Genomic DNA, 18,071 nt, shown 5'->3' on the forward strand with positions numbered 1-18,071 from the left:
GCTCGGCGGAGGGGAACTTGGCCTTGAAGATCGCCGGGATCATCTTGAACGTCGACCCGTTGCCCACCCCGCTGAAGAGGAACAGCAGCAGGCCCAGCCGCCGGTCGTCTCCGCGCCGCCGGCCCAGAGCGCGATGCCCTCGCTGCTCGGCTCCGCCCCCGCGGTCGTCTCCGGCCCGCCGTCCGTGACGTCGGCGCCGCCAGTGGTCTCCACGCCGCCCGGGTACACGCCGCCGAGCTACGGCCAGGTCGCCTCGGCCCCGCCGGCCTACGGCGTCACCTCGGCCCCGCCGGCCTACGCGGTCACCTCGGCCCCGCCGGTGACCTCGACCCCGCCCGGGTACACGCCGCCGCTGCACGGCTCCGCCGGCAACGAACCCGCTCAGCCGGCCGCCTACCAGCCGCCGACGCCGATGTACGCGCCCGCGCCGCCGATCCCCCCGACGTACCAGCCGCCGGTGCCCGCGTCGATGCAGTCGATCCCCGTGCCGCTGCAGCCGGCGCCCCCGCAGCCCGTGCCCGTGGCGCCGCTGCCCGTCGCGCCGGCCCCGGTCGCGCCGCCGCCGGTGGCACCGCAGCCGGTCATCCCGCCGCAGCCGACGGCGATCGAGCCGCAGTTCGCCTCGCTGATGCCCCCGCCGCCGCCCGGTATCGCCCCGTTCGTGGGCGGCTCGGAGCCGGCGGAGCCCAAGCGGTACGACGCCTTCGGCGGCTACGACCCCTTCGCCGGCCCGTCCTCGGCCCCGCCCGCCTCGGTCACCCCGACCTCCGGCGGCGGCTCCCACGACAGCAGCGCGATGCGGCTCAGCGACCTCAGCACGCTCGGCGAGCCCCCGACCCTAGACCCACCCACCGTCGAAACGAGTTCGCGCTCCAGCTGGCCGCTGAGCGGGGCGGACACGCCGACCACGGAGACGCCGGGCTATGTGTTCGGCGCCGACCCGCTGGCCTCGGCCTCGGAGCTCAGCAGCCTGCCCAAGCTCAGCGACATCCCGCAGCCGCCGGACTTCTCGACGCTGGACACCACCGGCTCCCACTCCGGCGAGTTCGCGGGGCTCGCCTCCGCCTCGGGCTCAGGCTCGGGCTCGGGCGAGTTCGCCGGGCTCGGCGTGCGGGGGGAGACCACCGCGTCGTCCGGCATGTCCCGGTCCGAGCGCAACCGCGCCGAGCGGGAGCGGGCCGAGCGGGCGGAACGGGTCGAGCAGCCGAGCCGGTCGGAGTCGCGGCGGGCCGAGCGCGGCCGGACCGAGGCCGACGAGCGGCTCGAGCCGGCGCGCAGCGAGCGGGCCCGCACCGAGGCCCCCCGCGCCGAGGCCCCCCAAACCGAGATCCCCCACACCGAGATCCCGCGCTCCGAGCGCGCCCGGACGGAGATCCCCCGCTCCGAGCGGTCCCGGACCGAAATCCCCCGCAGCGAACGCGCCCGCTCGGCCTCGGCCTCGGCCTCGGCCGAGCGCCACGTCGAGCTGCCCCGCCAGCGCGAGGGCCGGGTGCCCCCGCCATGGCAGACCGGCGAGCTGCCGCTCGAGCCCGCGGGCCTGCGCCTGGTCGAGCCGGCCCCGGTGCCGGACCCGGCGCTGAAGGGCTACGGCGAGGAGTTCAGCGGGGAGTACAGCGGCGAGTTCCGCTTCGAGCCCCCGGCCCTGCGCCTGGTCGACTCCGACCGCCCGGCCGAGCGCGCCACCGCCCGCAGCAGCGGCACCGGTGCCGGCCGCAGCCGCCGCGCCGCCGCCGAGCGCGAGGCCGCCGCGACGGCCAAGCCGGCCGACGAGGGCGACGGCGACCTGCTGATCTTCGCGGCCGCCCGGTCCGCGTGGTTCACCGACTGGGACACCGATTCGACCGCCGACTCGGCCGGTGCGGCGACCGCCCCGAAGCCCGAGGTCAGCTGGGACAACCTCAACGACTCGGCCTGGCAGGCGGCCCAGCGCGCCGCCGCGCCGGAGATCGGCGACGAGACCCGGTCCGGCCTGCCGCGGCGCGTGCCGCAGCAGAACCTGGTGCCCGGCGCCCCGGTCGACAACCCTGAGCGGCCGCTGCGGATCGTGCGCGACGCCGCCCAGATCGCCGCGCACACGACCGGCTACTTCCGGGGCTGGCGGCGGGGCCAGGAGGTCGGCGGCTTCTCGGTCGGCGGCCGGCCGGGCCGCGAGTCGGCCGGTGGCTGGGACTTCAGCCGGGACGCGGCGAGCCGGGAGTACCAGGAGCGCGAGTACGAGTACCGCTCCGCCCGCCGCTAGCTCCTCCTGAACGGCTCGAGGGCCGCTCTCCCGCGAGGGAGGGCGGCCCTTTGCCTATCCGCGCATTCCGTGGCATCCGCCGTCCGCGCATTCCGTGGCATCCGCCGGTAGCGCCGACCTGCGTTCGATTCGCCACGCTCTGTAATCATCCGCAACGCAAACGCGCACCGGGCGTGCCCTGGAGGGCTTCCCGGTGCGCATGAGCGGCTGAGTGGGTGTTGCGGCCGTGCTCGGGTCTTACGCGGGCGCGGTGGCACGCGTCCGGCGCATCGACAGAACGTACTCGACCAGCGAGATCAGCACGTTCTTGGTCGACTCCCGGGAGCGCGCGTCGCACGACACGACGGGCACGTCGCTGGAGACGGCGAGCGCCTCACGCACGTCGTCGGCGTTGTGGTACTGCACGCCGTCGAAGCAGTTGATGGCCACCAGGTACGGCAGCCGCCGGTGCTCGAAGAAGTCGATGGCGGCGAAGCAGTCCGCGAGCCGGCGCGTGTCGACCATCACGACCGCCCCGATGGCGCCCCGCACGAGCTCGTCCCACATGAACCAGAAGCGCGTCTGGCCCGGGGTGCCGAACAGGTACAGGATCAGGTCACGGTCGATCGAGATGCGACCGAAGTCCATCGCGACCGTGGTCGTGGTCTTGCCGGGCACATTGCGGGTGTCATCCACACCGACACCGGCGGAGGTCATGATGGCCTCGGTGGTCAGCGGCGTGATCTCCGAGACCGAGCCGACCAGTGTGGTCTTGCCCACGCCGAAACCTCCGGCGATGACGATCTTCGCTGACGTGACCCGCCCTGGGCGGTGCGCCACGTCAGAGCCTCCGAAGTCCACTCAGCACCCTCTCAAGCAGTTCTGTGCCCACCGACTCGTTTTCGTCGAGCGAGGTCGGCTCGTACACCGCGACCAGTCCGTCGGCAGCCATGTCCGCCACGATGACGCGGGCGACACCCAGCGGGAGCTGCATGCGCGCCGCGATCTCGGCGAGGGACTGCAGGCGCCCGTCGCAAAGCGTGGAAATGTATTGCTGCTCCTGGCCGTGAGCACCGCCCGGCCGGGAGTTGGCTGCCCGGCCACGCACGGTGGTCTCGACCAGCGCCTCGATCGCAATCTCCAGCTTGGGCCGGGTGCGACCTCGGGTGACGGCGTACGGCCTTACCAACGCGCCCGTTGGCTCATCGCGTTCGGCCATGTTCGCCGTTCACCTCCTCACTCGTCGGGCCTCGTCAGCAGCCAATAAGTCTGTTACAGCTAATGGATCTTGCTCTGTCACCAAGTTCAGCTTCAGCCGAGCATCGATGCGGTGGGCCGTGGCGGCGGCGTAAGAGCGTCACCGACCCGGTCGACCAGCAGCGCCATTTCGTAGCCGACCTGGCCGACGTCGCAGGCGCGGGCCGCGAGGACCGCGAACGACGAGCCGTCGGAGATCGACATGAGAAACAGAAAGCCGTTGTCCATCTCGACAACAGTCTGTAGCACGGCTCCGCCCTCGAAGCAGCGGGACGCGCCCTGGGTCAGGCTCACCAGACCGGAGGCGATCGCGGCCAGCTGGTCACCGCGGTCGCGGGGCAGGTCGCGAGAAGCAGCCAGCAGCAGACCGTCCGCCGAGACGGCGACAGCGTGGGCGACCCCTGGCACTCGGTCCGCGAAGTTGGCGAGCAGCCAACCGAGATCCTGCGTAGATGTCATGCCTCTTGCTCCTTGCCAACCTGCGAGTTTTGAGGCCCGGCCGAAGTCGGCTCCGGGGTTTTCGAGTCGTCGGACCGCGTGCGGCCGCGCTGAACGCCTCGGTGATACGCCGACAACAGACCGCGCACGGACTCCGGCGTCCGCTTGTGCGCTGCGGTGGGGTTCTTCTCAACCCCGCCCGGAACCAGCTGCGACATCGGGACGCGCTTGGGCAAACCAATGTCGGTAGTCGCGAATTCCTGCGCCTCGGCGATCGCCGCTGCCGCTTGCCATCCTTCGTCTGCCGCAGTGTGCCAGTTTACTGGCGAACCGCTCGACGCCCGGTCGGCCGAACCTCGCGAAGCTTCACCCGGACTACGGGTTTCAAATCGCTGGGGAGGCACGTATGGGGACGGCGCTTCGCTGTATGTCACCTCGACCGGGCGCGCGCTCGGGGAGGGGCTTGGGGCGGGCTGAGCAGGAGCGGGGGCTGCCTGCACCGGCTCGTCCACGGGCGGCGTCCACTTGGTCGTGAACCAGGCCGACTCGAGCTCCCGGAAGATCGGAAGCTCCATGGTCTCGTCCACGAACCGCTGGCGAGAGTCATGAGAATCACTCTCGTTGGGCGCCGGGTCCCAGTCGAGCCGGACCCTCGGCAGCTCCGCCGTCATGTCCGCCGGCGGGTAGCTGGGCTCCGGGGCGTACGACGGCTCCGGCTTCGGCTCCGAGCGCTGCGGCTCGGGCTCGGCCGGCGGCCAGGCGGTCGGCGACGGCGCGCCGGCCAGGCCGGTCGGGCCGGCGGGCGCCTCGTCGAAGGCGCCGCCGAAGCCGGGGCGCTGACGCGGGATCGAGCCGCCGGCCTCTTCGCCGTCGGTGACGTTGTCGTCGGCGGGCCAGCTCTCGTTGGCGCGGCGCTGGGGCAGCGGACCGAGGTCGCGCGACCCCGGGCGCTCGGCCGGGAACGGCTCGTCGCCGACCCCGGTGAGGTCCGACCACGCCGGGAGGCTGCGCCCGCCGGCGGCGCCGTTGCGCTCCGGTCCCCGGCCCGCGCCGAAGCCGTTACGCTCGCCGCTCGGGTCACGGTCGAAGCCGCCCCGATCGAAGCCGTCCCGATCCAGGCCGCCGCGGTCCGGGCCACCCCGGTCGAAGCCACCCTGGTTGAAGCCACCCTGGTCGAAGCCATCGGTCGGCGGGATGGTCGGCCGGGCCGGGGGCGCGGGCGGGGTCGGCCGCGGCGGGGCGCCGTTGGCGAAGCCGTTGACCGTCGGGCGCTCGCCGGTGCTGGCCGGTCCGCCGCCGAAGAGGCCGCTGCTGGTGAGGGTGCCGAAGCGCGGGCCGGCGCCCGGGCCCTGGCCGGCGCCGCTCAGGCCACCGCCGAGGCCGCCGGTCGGGCCGCTCTCCAGCGCCAGCGGCGGGGTGAGCGGGGAGCGCGGCGCGGGGGCCGACGGGATCGGCCGGGCCTGCACCACGTCGTTGGGCCCGACGGCGGGCATGCCGGCGGACGGCATCCCGGCGGTCGCCCGCCCGGACAGCGCCCGCGGGACCAGCACCCCGCCCGGGAGCGTCACATCGGCGACGGTGCCGCGCTCGCGCGCCGCCCGCAGCTCGACCTTGACGCCGTGCCGGGCCGCCAGCCGGGCGACCACGACCAGGCCCATCATCCGGGAGACGGCCACGTCGACCATCGGCGGGTTGGCGAGCCGCTCGTTGAGCTCGGCCAGCTGCTCGGGCGAGACGCCGATGCCGTGGTCCTCGACCAGCAGCACCGAGCGGTCGCCGACGCGGCGGGCCTCCACGATGACGGCCGAGTCCGGCGGCGAGAACGCCGTCGCGTTGTCCAGCAGCTCGGCGACCAGGTGGACCATGTCGTTGACCGCGTGGGCCGCGATCTCGATGTCCCGGTCGATCATGCCGAACTCGATGCGCGTGTAGTGCTCGACCTCAGACTGCGCGGCGCGCAGCACGTCCATGAGCGGGGCCGGCTCGCGCTGGATGCGGGTGGAGTCGGCGCCCGCGAGGACCAGGAGGTTCTCGTCGTTGCGGCGCATCCGGGTGGCCAGGTGGTCGAGCTGGAAGAGCTCCGCCAGCCGGTCCGGGTCCTCCTCGCCGCGCTCCAGCCGGTCCAGGTGACCGATGAGCCGGTCGACCAGGATCTGGGAGCGGCGGGCGAGGTTGACGAACATCGTCGCGACGCTGGCCCGAAGGGCGGCCTGCTCGGCCGCGGTTCGCACGGCTTCCAGGTGTACCGCGTTGAAGGCCTCGGCCACCTGCCCGAACTCGTCGCGGCTGCGGATGGGCAGCGGCTCGGCGATCTGCAGGGCGAGCTGGTGCGGCGACATCTGGGTGGCAAGCGCCGGATCACGCAGTCGCTGCACCGCCTGGGGCAGGCCGTACTGCGCGACCGTGAGCGCGCCGTGGCGCAGCTCGCGCAGCGACCGGGCCATCGACCGGGCCACCATCCAGGCGAACAGGATGGCCAGCAGCAGCATGCCGAGCAGGCCGCCGGCGGTGATGAGCACCTGGCGCTGCAGGTCGTTGCGGTGCGTGGTGGCGGCCTCGATGTTGTGCTCGTCGAACTCGATCTCGATGCCGCGCAGCAGGTTCGCCCGGTTGACCATGGCGTTGTCCCACTCCGACGCCTTGAAGATGTCGGCCGGGAGATCCTCGGTGGTCAGCGGGCTCAGCTGGCCCTCGAACTTCTGCGCCTCGCGCAGGTCGGAGCCGGAGATCTTCTTGTCGTACAGGTCGCGGTGCCAGGGCTGCGAGTTGACCCGGAACCGCTCCTCGGCCTTTTCGCGGCCGGTGATCGCGGACTCGAACTCCTTGCGCAGCTGCGGCGTGAAGGCCCCGGAGGTGAGCACCCGGAGCACGACGACCCGCTCCAGCGAGACCTGCTCCTTCATCTCCGAGATCGCGGCCGATGCGCGCATGTCGGCGCCGAGTGACGGGTTGTTCGACAGCCCGGCCGCGGCGTCGCGGATGCCGAGCAGGTCGTCGATCAGCGAGCGGTAGCGGGCCACCGCGGTGCTGGCCAGGATGTCCTTGCCGCCGTCGCTGATCTGCTTGCGCATGACCAGCAGGTCGCCGAGCTCCGTGTCGATCTGCGTGAGCTGCTTGCGGAAGTCCTCCGGCGGGTCGGCCAGGCCGGAGCGGGTGAGGCGATAGTCCTTGGCCGCGTCGTCGGTCTTCTGGACCTGCCGCTCGAAGACGGTCTTGGCCTCGACGTTGGCCGGGGTGCCGATCACGCCGAGCAGCAGCGCCGCGTTGGCGCGCTCGCTCTGCAGTTCGTGCACCAGCGCGGAGGCCTGGCTCGAGAGGCTGGACAGGGTCCGCGCCCGGTCGGCGTCGTTGGCCTCGCCAATGTTCCCGACGAGACCGTTCGTGCCGACCACGATCGTCGCGATGATGGGCACGATCATGATCAGGCCGAGTTTCGACCAGATCGGCAGGTCTCGGAGCCGGCCGATCGGGAAACGCAGACGCGTGGAGGCAGGCTCCCGCGTCGATGGCCGTTTGCTCACTTCACCGCCCTTCGAACCGGCGCCTTGTGGAACAGCAGGCACCCGCGACCGGCCGACCCTACTGGGCCGGACCTCCGAGATTCCACCATGTCCCGTGCCAAGAAGAAAGCCCAGGTGTGCCGACGTGCGTTATGTACATGAACGATAGATTTGTCCGAATGTCTGCGATATAGGCTGATCATCCGCTTACGCTGGGCGATTTACCCGATACACCCAGATGATCGTGCACGACAAATCAGGACATCAGGACAACTTGGCATAGGCCGGCTTGATGACATCGTTGATCAACTCGAGCCGTTCGTCGAACGGGATGAACGCGCTCTTCATGGCATTGACGGTGAACCACTGCAACTCCGCCCAGCCGTACCCGAACGCCTCCACCAGCAGCGCCATCTCGCGGGTCATGCTGGTGCCGCTCATCAGGCGGTTGTCGGTGTTGACCGTAACCCGGAAGCGCAGGTCACGCAGCAACCCGATCGGGTGCTCCCGGATCGAGGCGGCGGCGCCGGTCTGTACATTGGAGGACGGACAGAGTTCGAGCGGGATCCGCTTGTCCCGCACGTAGGCCGCAAGCCGGCCGAGCGCATTGCCGGGCCCGATGTCGTCGACGAGGCGCACGCCGTGCCCGAGCCGGTCGGCGCCGCACCACTGCAGAGCCTGCCAGATCGAGGGCAGGCCGAACGCCTCACCGGCGTGAATGGTGAAATGTGAGTTCTCGCGCTTGAGGTACTCGAAGGCATCCAAATGGCGGGTGGGCGGATATCCGGCCTCCGCGCCGGCAATATCGAAACCGACGACGCCCGCGTCCCGATAGCGGATCGACAGCTCCGCGATCTCCATCGAGCGGGCCGCGTGGCGCATCGCGGTGAGCAGCGTGCCGACCCGGATCTGGTGACCCTGCCCGGCGGCCTCGGCCGACCCGGCCCGGAAGCCGTCCAGCACCGCCTCCACCACCTGGGGCAGCTCCAGCCCGCGCTCCAGGTGCTGCTCGGGGGCGAAGCGGACCTCGGCGTACACCACGCCGTCCGCCGCCAGGTCGAGCGCGCACTCCCGGGCGACCCGGTGCAGCGCGTCCGCCGTCTGCATGACGGCCACGGTGTGGGCGAAGGTGGTGAGGTACCGCTCCAGGGAACCCGAGTCCGCGGCGGCCACGAACCACTCCCCCAGCCCGTCGGGCGTGGCGGCCGGCAGCTCGTGGCCGATGCCGGCGGCGAGGTCGAGGATGGTCGCCGGCCGCAGCCCCCCGTCCAGGTGATCGTGGAGCAGGACCTTGGGCGCTCGACGGATCTCGTCATAGCTCGGTGCACTCATGCACCGACACTAGTGCTGTGCACCCCGACGTCATCACACATCTGCGCTGTCCGGTCTGCCACGCGTCGCTTTCGTCCGCCGAACGGGCGCTGCGGTGCGCGCGGGGGCACTCGTTCGATATCGCGCGCCAGGGGTACGTCGACCTCACCGCCGGCCGCCCGGCCCACACGGGCGACACCCCGGAGATGGTGGCCGCCCGGGAGGCGCTGCTCGCCGCCGGCCACTTCGCGCCCCTGTCGGCGGCGATCGCCGCCCTGCCGGTCGCCCCGGGCCCGGTGGTGGAGGTCGGCGCGGGCACGGCGCACTATCTGTCCCGGCTCATCGAGGCGAGCGGCAGTTTCGGGATCGCGGTCGACACCTCGAAGGCGGCCCTGCGCCGCGCGGCCCGGGCCCACGAGCGGATCGGGGCGGTCCGGGCCGACATCTGGCAGGGCCTGCCCGTCGCCGACGGCGCCGCCGCGGCGATCCTGGACGTGTTCGCGCCCCGGGCGGGTGCGGAGTTCGCCCGGGTCCTGCGCCCCGACGGCGTCCTGATCGTGGCCACCCCGGCCGAGGGCCACCTCGCCGAGCTGGTCGACGCCCTCGGGCTCATCCGGGTCGACCCGGCCAAGCGGGAGCGGCTGCGCAAGAGCCTCGACCCGTGGTTCGCCCGGGCGGACGAGCGCCGGGTGCGATCGGCGCTGACGCTGTCGCGCGCGGACGCGCTCGCCCTGGTCGGCATGGGCCCGAGCGCATGGCACACCGACCGGGCGTCCATCGCGGCCCGCCTGGACGCGATGGCGGAGCCGATCGCCGCGACGCTGGACGTCGACCTGACGACCTGGCGGCTCCTCTGACCCGACGAGAAACCGGCATACCGGCAATGAGACCCGGCGGGTCATAAATCCGACAAGTCGCGGCACGAAGTGCCCGACTTGTCGGACAGGCCCGTCAGGTCGATAGGTCGACCTGTTCCCAGCCGGGCGGGGCGCCGTGGTACGGCCCGGCGAAGACGACCGCCCACTCCAGGGCCCACCGCCGCTGGCCGACCGAGTTGGAGTCCGCCTGCCCCGGCAGCGGCAGCCGGCTGCGCTCCGCCTCCTGGATCGACCAGTCCAGGCAGTAGTACAGGTCCAGCTGCTGCGCCGCCGCGACCGCCGACTGGGGAGCCGCCAGCGTCCGGCTGCGCCAGGCGTCGAAGCTCTCCCCCTGCGCCAGGTTGGGCAGCCGCTCCAGCAGGGCCTCCGCCGCGCAGCGCAGCAGCGGGTCGAGGTCCAGGGCGATGCCGAGCAGCCACGCCAGCGCGAACAGGGCCTCCACGTGCAGCGCGAAGGAGTGCTCGTCGCCCGCCCCCTCGGCCACGAACTGCCACTCCGGCGAGGTCAGGCGGTCGACCAGCCGGGCCTCGGCCAGCCACTGCACGCCCAGCTCCGGCGGCATGCCCATCGCGCGGGCCAGCACCACGTTGAGGCAGGCGGCCCGCGCCTCGATCTCGCCGCCGGGGCGCAGCTCGATCAGGTCGCCCGGCTCCCAGACCAGCGGGAAGTCGGGTGGGGGCAGGGGTAGCCGCAGGCGGTGCAGCTCCTCGAGGCTCGCCTCCCGCACGCGCTGCGGATTCGGCGCCGTGACGCTCACCCGCGCACAATAACCGGCCCTCAGCGGGATCCGTACATCAGGAGATCCGGTCGAGGATCAGGGGCCGCTTGGCCGGTGGCGTCCCGGCGACGGTCACGGCACCGCGGGCCACCTCGAGCGCGGCCGGCAGCTTCGCCGCGTCCTCGGCCCGCAGCTCCATGAGCACGTCGCCGGCCTTGACCGCCTCGCCCGGCTTGCGGTGCAGGATGATGCCGGCCGAGGCGCTGACCGGGTCCTCCTTGCGGGCGCGGCCCGCGCCGAGGCGCCAGGCGGCCACCCCGACGGCGTAGGCGTCCATGGTGGCCACGAAGCCGTCGGCGGCGGCGGTGATGGTCTCGACCTCGTTGGCCACCGGCAGCGGCGCGTCCGGGTCGCCGCCCTGGGCCCGCACGAGCGCCCGCCAGGAGTCCATGGCCCGGCCGGAGGCGATCGCGTCCTGCGGGTCGGTGTCGCCCAGGCCGACGGCGTCGAGCATCTCCCGGGCCAGGGCCAGCGTCAGCGCCACGACGTCCTGCGGGCCGCCGCCGGCCAGCACCTCCAGGGACTCCTCGACCTCGATCGAGTGCCCGACGGCCCGGCCGAGCGGGATCTCCATGTCGGTGAGCAGGGCGACCGTGGTCACGCCGTGCGCCTTGCCCAGCTCGACCATGGTGCGGGCCAGCTCGCGGGCGTCGGCGACCTCGCGCATGAAGGCGCCGGAGCCGAACTTGACGTCGAGCACGAGCGCGGAGGTGCCCTCGGCGATCTTCTTGCTCATGATCGAGCTGGCGATGAGCGGGATCGCCTCGACCGTGCCGGTGACGTCGCGCAGGGCGTAGAGCTTGCGGTCGGCCGGGGCCAGGCCCTCGCCGGCCGCGCAGATGGCCGCGCCGACGGTGCGCAGCTGCTCGATGAACTCCTCGTTGGACAGCTTCGAGCCGAAGCCGCGGACGGCCTCCAGCTTGTCCAGCGTGCCGCCGGTGTGGCCCAGGCCGCGGCCGGACAGCTGCGGCACCGCGGCGCCGCAGGCGGCCACCAGGGGCGTCAGCGGCAGCGTGATCTTGTCGCCGACGCCGCCCGTGGAGTGCTTGTCGACGGTGGGGCGGCCGACCTTGGACAGGTCCAGCCGCTCGCCGGAGGCGATCATCGCGGCGGTCCAGCGGGCGATCTCCCCCGGCGTCATGCCGTTGAGCAGGATCGCCATCGCCAGGGCCGACATCTGCTCGTCGGCCACCTCCCCGCAGGTGTACGCGGCGACGACCCAGTCGATCTGCTCGTCGCTGAGCACCTGCCGGTCCCGCTTGGCCCGGATGACGTCCACCGCCGCGAAGCTCATCGGCTGCTCCAGTCTCGCTCGATGCCGGCCGGCCGAGGGGTGTCCCCGGCCCAGCTGGTGTTGCCCTGTCCGTCCACGACCACGACCCGCGGGGTGCGGATGCGGCCCCACTCGACCGCCTCGGCGTCCGTGGCGAAGGTGGGGCCCTCCTCCAGGATGCCCGCCGGCTCGTCGTCCGCGGCGCCGGAGGAGCGTTCCCAGTACGACGTCCAGACCTGCCGCCCCTCGGCGATGTCCGGGTGCACGAAGACGGTGCCGCTGCCCACCTTGAGCGCGAGCGCGGCCGGCACGGCGGGCCGCCGGTCCCGCTCGGCGGCGATCCGGTCGAGATCACCGTCGTCGAAGGCGTGCGGCAGCAGCGCCGTCATCGGCAGCGGCCCGTCCCGGTGGTCGATGAGCAGGCCCCCGCCGCCGTGCTCCCACAGCAGCTGCCGGCAGCGGCCGCACGGCATGAGCGGCCGGCCGCCGGCGTCCACGCAGGCCAGCGCGACGAGCCGGCCACCGCCGGTCACCTGCAGGCTGGACACCAGGCCACACTCGGCGCACAGCCCGATGCCGTAGGAGGCGTTCTCCACGTTGCAGCCGACCACGATCCGGCCGTCGTCGACCAGCGCGGCCGCGCCGACCGGGAATTTCGAGTAGGGGGCGTAGGCCCGCTGCATGGCGGTGGTGGCCGCGCTGCGCAGCGCGGCCCAGTCGATGTTCACCATCCCAGTCTGCCTTTCCCTGCCCACCCGCCGCTGATCACCCGCCGCGGCGATAGGGCTTGCCGTCGGCGGCGGGCGGCCTCAGCCGCTGGGCCGCCAGGGCGAGCACCACCAGCACCGTGATGTACGGCGCGGCCTGCACCAGCGCCGTGGGGATCTTGTCGACGGCGAAGAAGATGACGTACGACAGGACGCCCAGCACCACCGCGGCGATCGCCACCACCTTGTTGCGGCGCCGGAACTCCCACACCGCCAGCGCCAGCAGCAGCGCGCCGACCAGGATCAGCAGCGCGTGCACGGACTCCGATCCACGGCGCAGCTGCAGGGCGTCGGTGTAGCCGAACAGCGAGGCGCCCAGCGCCAGGCCGCCCGGCCGCCAGTTGCCGAAGATCATGGCGGCCAGGCCGATGTAGCCGCGGCCGCCGGTCTGGCCTTCCCGGTAGATCACCGAGCTCACCGTGGACAGGTACAGGCCGCCGAGGCCGGCCATCGCGCCGGAGATGACGACGCCGTAGTACTTGTACCGGTACACGTTGATCCCGAGGCTCTCGGCGGCCCGCGGGTCCTCGCCGACCGAGCGCACGCGCAGGCCGAACGAGGTGCGCCACAGCACGAACCACGTCACCGGGATCAGCAGCACCGCGAGGATCGTCACCACCGACACGTCGGTCAGCAGGCCTCGCAGGACACCCGCGACGTCCGAGATCAGGAACCAGTGGTGCTTCTCCAGGCTCTCGAGGCTGCCGATGCCCGGCACCGAGAACCGCTCCAGCGGCTTGACCGTCGGCGACTGGGTCGGGCCGGCGCCCGGCGTGCCGTTCCAGGCCAGGAAGGAGAGGTACCGCGCGATGCCGGGGGCCAGGATCGTCATCGCCACGCCGGAGATGATGTGGTCGACGCCGAAGGTGACCGTGGCCACGGCGTGGATGAGCCCGCCGATCCCGCCGCCGAGGATGCCCAGCGCGAGGCCGGCCCACGGGCCGTACTCCAGGCTCCCCCACGCCCCGAACCAGGTGCCCAGGACCATCTGCCCCTCGAGGCCGATGTTGACCACGCCGGCCCGCTCCGCCCACAACCCGCCGAGGCCGGCCAGGCCGAGCGGGATGGCGGCCTGCAGCGCGGCCTGGATGGCGCCCTGGGAGGTGACGTCGTCGGCGCCGGTGAGCAGGTGGACCAGCGACAGGCCGATCAGCGTGCCGGCGATGATCAGCAGGATCCGCGCGGTGCCCAGCCGGCGCCGCTTGGGCGGCGCCTCCGGGGTGCCCGACGCGGCAGTCGAGAGCATGGCGTCGGTGCTCACTTGGACTCCTCACTGGCCGAGCCGGCCGCCGACTCGGTGGCGGCGGCCAGCGGGGCCGGGCCCGCCGGGGCCGCGGTGACCGCGCCGACGCGTTGCTGCTGGGCCCGGCGGCCGATGCGGGCGGCCAGCTCGTAGGCGATGACCACGGACAGCACGGCGACGCCCTGCATGATCAGGACGATCTCCTTGGGGATGCCGTCGAGGTCCAGGATCAGCTGCGAGCGGGCCAGGAAGCCCCACAGCACCGCGCCGAGGGCCATGCCGACCGGGTGGTTGCGCCCGAGCAGGGCGACCGCGATGCCGGTGAAGCCGATGCCGCCGAAGCCCTCGGTGTAGGTGTGGCTCTCGCCGAGCATCCGGGGCAGGTTGACCAGGCCGGCGATGCCGCCGGAGATCAGCATCGCGGTGATGATCATGCGCTTGGCGTTGACCCCGCTGGCCGCGGCCGCGAAGGGGTTGTAGCCGGTGGCCCGCAGGTCGAAGCCGAAGCGGGTGCGGTTGATCGTGAACCAGTACGCGATGCCCAGGACCACCGAGATGACCAGGAAGCCGAGCACCTTCTGGTCGGTGCCGGCGATGATCGGCAGGCCGGGCATCCAGGAGTCCTCCGGCAGGATGCCGGTGGTCTTGATCTGCGCGCCCGGCTCCTGCACGCCCCATTGGTCGTTGAGCAGCCAGGTCACGACCAGCGCGCCGATCAGGTTGAGCATCAGGGTCGAGATGACCTCGCTGACCCCGCGCTGGGTCTTGAGCAGCGCCGCGATCGAGGCCCAGGCCGCGCCGACCAGCATGGCCACCACGATGATCAGCACGATCCGCAGCGAGCCGGGCATCCAGTGCATGAACGAGGCGCTGGCCAGGGCGCCGGCCATGAAGGCGGCGATCTTCGACTGGCCCTCGACACCGATGTTGAACAGGCCCATCTTGAAGCCGATGGCGACCGCGACGGCGGCGATGTAGTACTCGCTCGCCTTGTTGAGGATCTCCACCTGCGAGTCCGGCGTGATGCCGTAGTCGTACATGTTCTTGAACGCAAGGATCGGGTCCTTGTCGCTGATCAGCAGCGCGATGGCGGAGATCGCGGCGGCGATGACCAGGGCGGCCACCGGCGCGACCAGCTGCGGGATCAGCTTGGCCGGGTCGATGCGCCGCCAGGGCGACCGCGGTGCGGCGGCCGTCGGGGCACTCATTGCGAGGCCTCCTGCTCGGTCGAGGCGCCGGTCATGGCGACGCCCAGCTGTTCGGGGGTGACGGTGGCGGGGTCGGCGTCGGCCACCAGCCGCCCGCCGTAGATCACCTTGAGCGAGTCGGACAGGCCGATCAGCTCGTCGAGGTCGGCCGAGATCAGCAGGACGCCCATGCCGGCGATGCGCGCGCTGCGGATGTGGTCCCAGATGGCGGCCTGGGCTCCGACGTCCACGCCCCGGGTGGGGTGGGCGGCGATGAGGACCTTGGGGTCGTGACTCATCTCCCGGCCGACGATGAGCTTCTGCTGGTTGCCGCCGGACAGCGCCACGGCGGCCACGTCGATGCCGGGGGTGCGCACGTCGTACTGCTCGACGATGCGCTGGGTGTCACGCCGGGCGCCGCCGACGTCGATGAGGAAGCCGCGGGCGTTAGGGCTCTCGGTCTGGTGGCCGAGGATCCGGTTCTCCCACAGCGGGGCGTCCAGCAGCAGGCCGTGGCGGTGCCGGTCCTCCGGCACGTAGCCGACGCCGGCCTCGCGGCGGCGCCGGGTCGACCACGCGGAGACGTCCTCGCCGTCGAGGCGGATGGTGCCGGTGGACGGGCGCATGCCGAGGATCGCCTCGGCGAGCTCGGCCTGTCCGTTGCCCTCCACGCCGGCGATGCCGACGACCTCGCCCTTGTGGATCGTGAAGGTCGCGTTGTCGACGACCGGGCGGCCCTCCGCGCCGAGCACGGTGAGCCCCTCGACGACCAGGGCCGCCACGTCGGTGACGGTCGACTCGCGGGCCTCGGGGCTGGGCAGCTCGCTGCCGACCATGAGGGTGGCCAGCTGGCGGGCGGTCACGTCGCCCGGCTTGACCGAGGCGACCGTGGTGCCCCGGCGGATGACCGTGATGTCGTCGGCCACCGCGCGCACCTCGTCGAGCTTGTGCGAGATGAACAGCACGGTGAGGCCCTCGCGGATGAGCTCGCGCAGGTTGCCGAAGAGCTCGTCGACCTCCTGCGGCACGAGCACCGCGGTCGGCTCGTCGAGGATGAGGATCTTGGCGCCGCGGTAGAGCACCTTCAGGATCTCGACCCGCTGGCGGTCGCCGACGCCGAGGTTCTCGACCAGCTCGTCCGGGCGGACCCCCAGGCCGTACCGCTGGGAAATCTCCCTGATCCTGGCCTTGGCCCCGGAGCCGATCCCGTGCAGCTTCTCCGCGCCCAGCACCACGTTCTCGGTGACGGTGAAGTTGTCGGCGAGCATGAAGTGCTGGTGCACCATGCCGATGCCGGCCTCGATCGCGCCCTGCGGCGAGGAGAACCGCACCGGCCGCCCGTCGACGACGATCTCGCCCTCGTCCGGCGGCTGCATGCCGTACAGGATCTTCATCAGGGTTGACTTGCCGGCTCCGTTCTCACCGACGATCGCGTGGATCGTGCCCTTGCGGATGGTGAGGTTGACGTCGGAGTTGGCCACGACGCCCGGGAACCGCTTGGTGATCCCCTTGAGCTCGACGGCGGCTGGTTCCGCGGTCATCCAGGCTCCTAATAGATGATGGCGGGGGACCGGATCGCGATCCCCCGCCGAAGCACCCGGTGCTCCTACTACTTGGTAGGTACGGTGACCTTACCCGACACGATGTCGGCCTTGGCCGCGTCGAGCTTTGCCTTGATGTCGTCGACCTGGCCACCCGACGTGGCGTAGCCCACGCCGTCGGCCTTGAGGTCGAAGATGGTCGCGCCGCCCTTGAAGTTGCCGTCCGCGAAGTCCTTGACGAAGTTGAACACCGCGTTGTCGACCCGCTTGAGCATGGAGGTCATGATGACCGGCTTGAGCGCGGCGTCGGTGACGGTGTTGTACTGGTCCGAGTCGACGCCGATGGCCAGGCCGCCCTTGTCCTTGGCGGCCTCGAAGACGCCGGTGCCGGAACCGCCGGCGGCCGCGTAGACGATGTCCGCACCCTGGTCGAACATGCCGCTGGCGGCCGTCTTGCCACCCGCCGGGTCGTTGAAGCCCTTGCAGGACTCGGCCGGGGTCGACAGGTAGTTGGTCAGCACCTTGATGTCGGCCTTGGTGGCCTTGGCGCCGGCCGTGAAGCCCGCCTCGAACTTCTTGATCAGGTCCACCTGGCAGCCGCCGATGAAGCCGACGGTGCCCTTCTTCGTCTTGAGGGCGGCGGCGACGCCGACCAGGTAGGAGCCCTGCTCCTCGGCGAAGGTCAGGTCGGCGATGTTGTCGGCCTTGGTGCCGCCGTCGACGACCGCGAACTTGGTCTTCGGGCAGTCCTTCGCGGCGCGCGCGAGCGGGCCGTTCTTGGCGTCGGCGCCGTCGTAGACGAAGCCGACCGCGATGACCGGGTTGAAGCCGCCGTCGCAGAGCAGCTTCAGGCGCGAGTACTTGTCGTTCTCGCTCTCGCCGGCGACCGCGGCCAGGTCCTTGACCTCCAGGTTGAGGTCGCTCTTGACCCGGTCCAGGCCTGCGGCGGCGGAGTCGTTGAAGGACTTGTCGCCCCGCCCGCCGATGTCGAAGGCAAGGCCGACCTTGACCGTCTTCTTCGCGGGCGGCGCGCTGCTGTCGCTGCCCGTGCTGCTCTTGTTGTCACCGCACGCCGCGGTGCCCAACGCGGCAAACGCCACCGCGGCGGCCGCGAGAACCTTCATCCCACGCACTCGGCGCAAGACGGTCTCCCTTCCAAATGCACCGCCCCAACGCGGTGAACCCACCGCGGGAGCGTACGCCCTCGGTGGTGCACTTCCCGCCTTCGCTGCCGGGTTGGGAGGAGTGCGTTATAGGGCCGTGACGTGTCGCGCGCCCCTCCCGCCTCCTGGGATCGATCTTGTAACGCCCTGGTTACCTCCAAAACACGGCAACCCCGGCGTTAACGATCGTTAACCCACCCAAGGCCAGGAAATGCCCGCGGTTGACCTCGTCCCGCTTGCGGGAGAAGAAGGCCATCACGAAGATCATCAAGCCGATCAGAAGCTTCACCGCCAGCTTGGCCGTCGGCGGCTCGTGATCGCCGCCGCCGCGCAGGGGTGCGGCCAGGCCGAGGCCGGTCACCACCTGGACGATCGCGCCCCACAGCATGGCCGGGTTGATCCGCAGCCGGCCGGTGAGGTACTGCGCGATCGAGCCGCCGAGCAGCATCGCGAAGCCGATCAGGTGCAGGAACAGCAGGATGAGTCGCAAAGGTTCCACCCGCGCAACCTAGCGACC

14 protein-coding genes and 1 pseudogene are annotated in these 18,071 nt (G+C 71.9%); 2 read left to right on the forward strand and 13 right to left on the reverse strand.

From position 1 onward, the window contains the following. Positions 1–2,239: pseudogene (locus tag AB0M46_RS28830) on the forward strand (hypothetical protein); the annotation flags it as partial. Positions 2,240–2,476: 237 nt separating this feature from the next. Here AB0M46_RS28830 and AB0M46_RS28835 read toward each other — a convergent pair. The 5 genes from AB0M46_RS28835 to AB0M46_RS28855 all read right to left on the reverse strand — a co-directional run bounded on the left by AB0M46_RS28835 (position 2,477) and on the right by AB0M46_RS28855 (position 8,745). Then, positions 2,477–3,079, reverse strand: a complete 603-nt coding sequence (locus AB0M46_RS28835) for an ATP/GTP-binding protein (RefSeq protein WP_223101135.1) — start codon at positions 3,077–3,079, stop codon at positions 2,477–2,479. Beyond that, positions 3,060–3,437 carry a DUF742 domain-containing protein gene (locus AB0M46_RS28840; protein WP_259861451.1) on the reverse strand — a complete coding sequence of 126 codons (378 nt, stop codon included), beginning with the start codon at positions 3,435–3,437 and terminating at the stop codon, positions 3,060–3,062. Before AB0M46_RS28840 ends, AB0M46_RS28835 begins: the two co-directional genes overlap by 20 nt. 92 nt (positions 3,438–3,529) lie before the next feature. Continuing rightward, positions 3,530–3,934, reverse strand: a complete 405-nt coding sequence (locus tag AB0M46_RS28845; protein WP_033358336.1) for a roadblock/LC7 domain-containing protein — start codon at positions 3,932–3,934, stop codon at positions 3,530–3,532. Beyond that, the gene (locus tag AB0M46_RS28850) at positions 3,931–7,332 is read right to left on the reverse strand and encodes a nitrate- and nitrite sensing domain-containing protein (protein WP_363340914.1); all 3,402 of its coding nucleotides are present in this window, start codon (positions 7,330–7,332) and stop codon (positions 3,931–3,933) included. The genes AB0M46_RS28845 and AB0M46_RS28850 overlap by 4 nt, the downstream gene beginning before the upstream one ends. Positions 7,333–7,677: 345 nt before the next feature. Then, positions 7,678–8,745, reverse strand: a complete 1,068-nt coding sequence (locus AB0M46_RS28855; RefSeq protein ID WP_363340916.1) for an adenosine deaminase — start codon at positions 8,743–8,745, stop codon at positions 7,678–7,680. A gap of 17 nt (positions 8,746–8,762) precedes the next feature. Here AB0M46_RS28855 and AB0M46_RS28860 point away from each other — a divergent pair, with 17 nt between their 5' ends. Continuing rightward, positions 8,763–9,581: a putative RNA methyltransferase gene (locus AB0M46_RS28860; protein ID WP_363340918.1), complete on the forward strand. Its 819-nt coding sequence runs from the start codon at positions 8,763–8,765 to the stop codon at positions 9,579–9,581. A gap of 94 nt (positions 9,582–9,675) precedes the next feature. Here AB0M46_RS28860 and AB0M46_RS28865 read toward each other — a convergent pair whose 3' ends face one another. The 8 genes from AB0M46_RS28865 to AB0M46_RS28900 form a co-directional block, all read right to left on the reverse strand. Beyond that, positions 9,676–10,359, reverse strand: a complete 684-nt coding sequence (locus AB0M46_RS28865; RefSeq protein WP_363340920.1) for a DUF4272 domain-containing protein — start codon at positions 10,357–10,359, stop codon at positions 9,676–9,678. Between the two features lie 37 nt (positions 10,360–10,396). Beyond that, entirely contained in the window at positions 10,397–11,674 is a 1,278-nt protein-coding gene (locus AB0M46_RS28870) for a thymidine phosphorylase (protein ID WP_363340922.1), read from the reverse strand. Further along, the gene (locus AB0M46_RS28875) at positions 11,671–12,384 is read right to left on the reverse strand and encodes a cytidine deaminase (protein ID WP_363340923.1); all 714 of its coding nucleotides are present in this window, start codon (positions 12,382–12,384) and stop codon (positions 11,671–11,673) included. The genes AB0M46_RS28870 and AB0M46_RS28875 overlap by 4 nt, the downstream gene beginning before the upstream one ends. Before the next feature lie 34 nt (positions 12,385–12,418). Beyond that, on the reverse strand, positions 12,419–13,681 hold the full coding sequence (locus tag AB0M46_RS28880; RefSeq protein WP_363340925.1) for an ABC transporter permease: 1,263 nt from the start codon (positions 13,679–13,681) through the stop codon (positions 12,419–12,421). Continuing rightward, positions 13,678–14,871 carry an ABC transporter permease gene (locus tag AB0M46_RS28885; RefSeq protein ID WP_363340927.1) on the reverse strand — a complete coding sequence of 398 codons (1,194 nt, stop codon included), beginning with the start codon at positions 14,869–14,871 and terminating at the stop codon, positions 13,678–13,680. Before AB0M46_RS28885 ends, AB0M46_RS28880 begins: the two co-directional genes overlap by 4 nt. Further along, positions 14,868–16,391, reverse strand: coding sequence for an ABC transporter ATP-binding protein (locus AB0M46_RS28890; RefSeq protein WP_363340929.1), 1,524 nt, complete (start codon positions 16,389–16,391; stop codon positions 14,868–14,870). Before AB0M46_RS28890 ends, AB0M46_RS28885 begins: the two co-directional genes overlap by 4 nt. Before the next feature lie 68 nt (positions 16,392–16,459). Next, positions 16,460–17,515 carry a BMP family ABC transporter substrate-binding protein gene (locus AB0M46_RS28895; protein ID WP_363340931.1) on the reverse strand — a complete coding sequence of 352 codons (1,056 nt, stop codon included), beginning with the start codon at positions 17,513–17,515 and terminating at the stop codon, positions 16,460–16,462. 190 nt (positions 17,516–17,705) lie between these two features. Beyond that, positions 17,706–18,053, reverse strand: a complete 348-nt coding sequence (locus AB0M46_RS28900; protein ID WP_363340933.1) for a hypothetical protein — start codon at positions 18,051–18,053, stop codon at positions 17,706–17,708. Between the last annotated feature and the right edge of the window lie 18 nt (positions 18,054–18,071).

Source organism: Dactylosporangium sp. NPDC051485 (assembly GCF_040682015.1).
GTDB lineage: Bacteria > Actinomycetota > Actinomycetes > Mycobacteriales > Micromonosporaceae > Dactylosporangium.

What these genes read in the sequence shown, in the direction of transcription:
- AB0M46_RS28840 (WP_259861451.1), bottom strand. Translation starts at nt 3,437, where the DNA reads ATGGCCGAACGCGATGAGCCAACGGGCGCGTTGGTAAGGCCGTACGCC.
- AB0M46_RS28845 (WP_033358336.1), bottom strand. Translation starts at nt 3,934, where the DNA reads ATGACATCTACGCAGGATCTCGGTTGGCTGCTCGCCAACTTCGCGGAC.
- AB0M46_RS28850 (WP_363340914.1), bottom strand. Translation starts at nt 7,332, where the DNA reads ATGATCGTGCCCATCATCGCGACGATCGTGGTCGGCACGAACGGTCTC.
- AB0M46_RS28855 (WP_363340916.1), bottom strand. Translation starts at nt 8,745, where the DNA reads ATGAGTGCACCGAGCTATGACGAGATCCGTCGAGCGCCCAAGGTCCTG.
- AB0M46_RS28870 (WP_363340922.1), bottom strand. Translation starts at nt 11,674, where the DNA reads ATGAGCTTCGCGGCGGTGGACGTCATCCGGGCCAAGCGGGACCGGCAG.
- AB0M46_RS28875 (WP_363340923.1), bottom strand. Translation starts at nt 12,384, where the DNA reads ATGGTGAACATCGACTGGGCCGCGCTGCGCAGCGCGGCCACCACCGCC.
- AB0M46_RS28885 (WP_363340927.1), bottom strand. Translation starts at nt 14,871, where the DNA reads ATGAGTGCCCCGACGGCCGCCGCACCGCGGTCGCCCTGGCGGCGCATC.
- AB0M46_RS28890 (WP_363340929.1), bottom strand. Translation starts at nt 16,391, where the DNA reads ATGACCGCGGAACCAGCCGCCGTCGAGCTCAAGGGGATCACCAAGCGG.
- AB0M46_RS28895 (WP_363340931.1), bottom strand. Translation starts at nt 17,515, where the DNA reads ATGAAGGTTCTCGCGGCCGCCGCGGTGGCGTTTGCCGCGTTGGGCACC.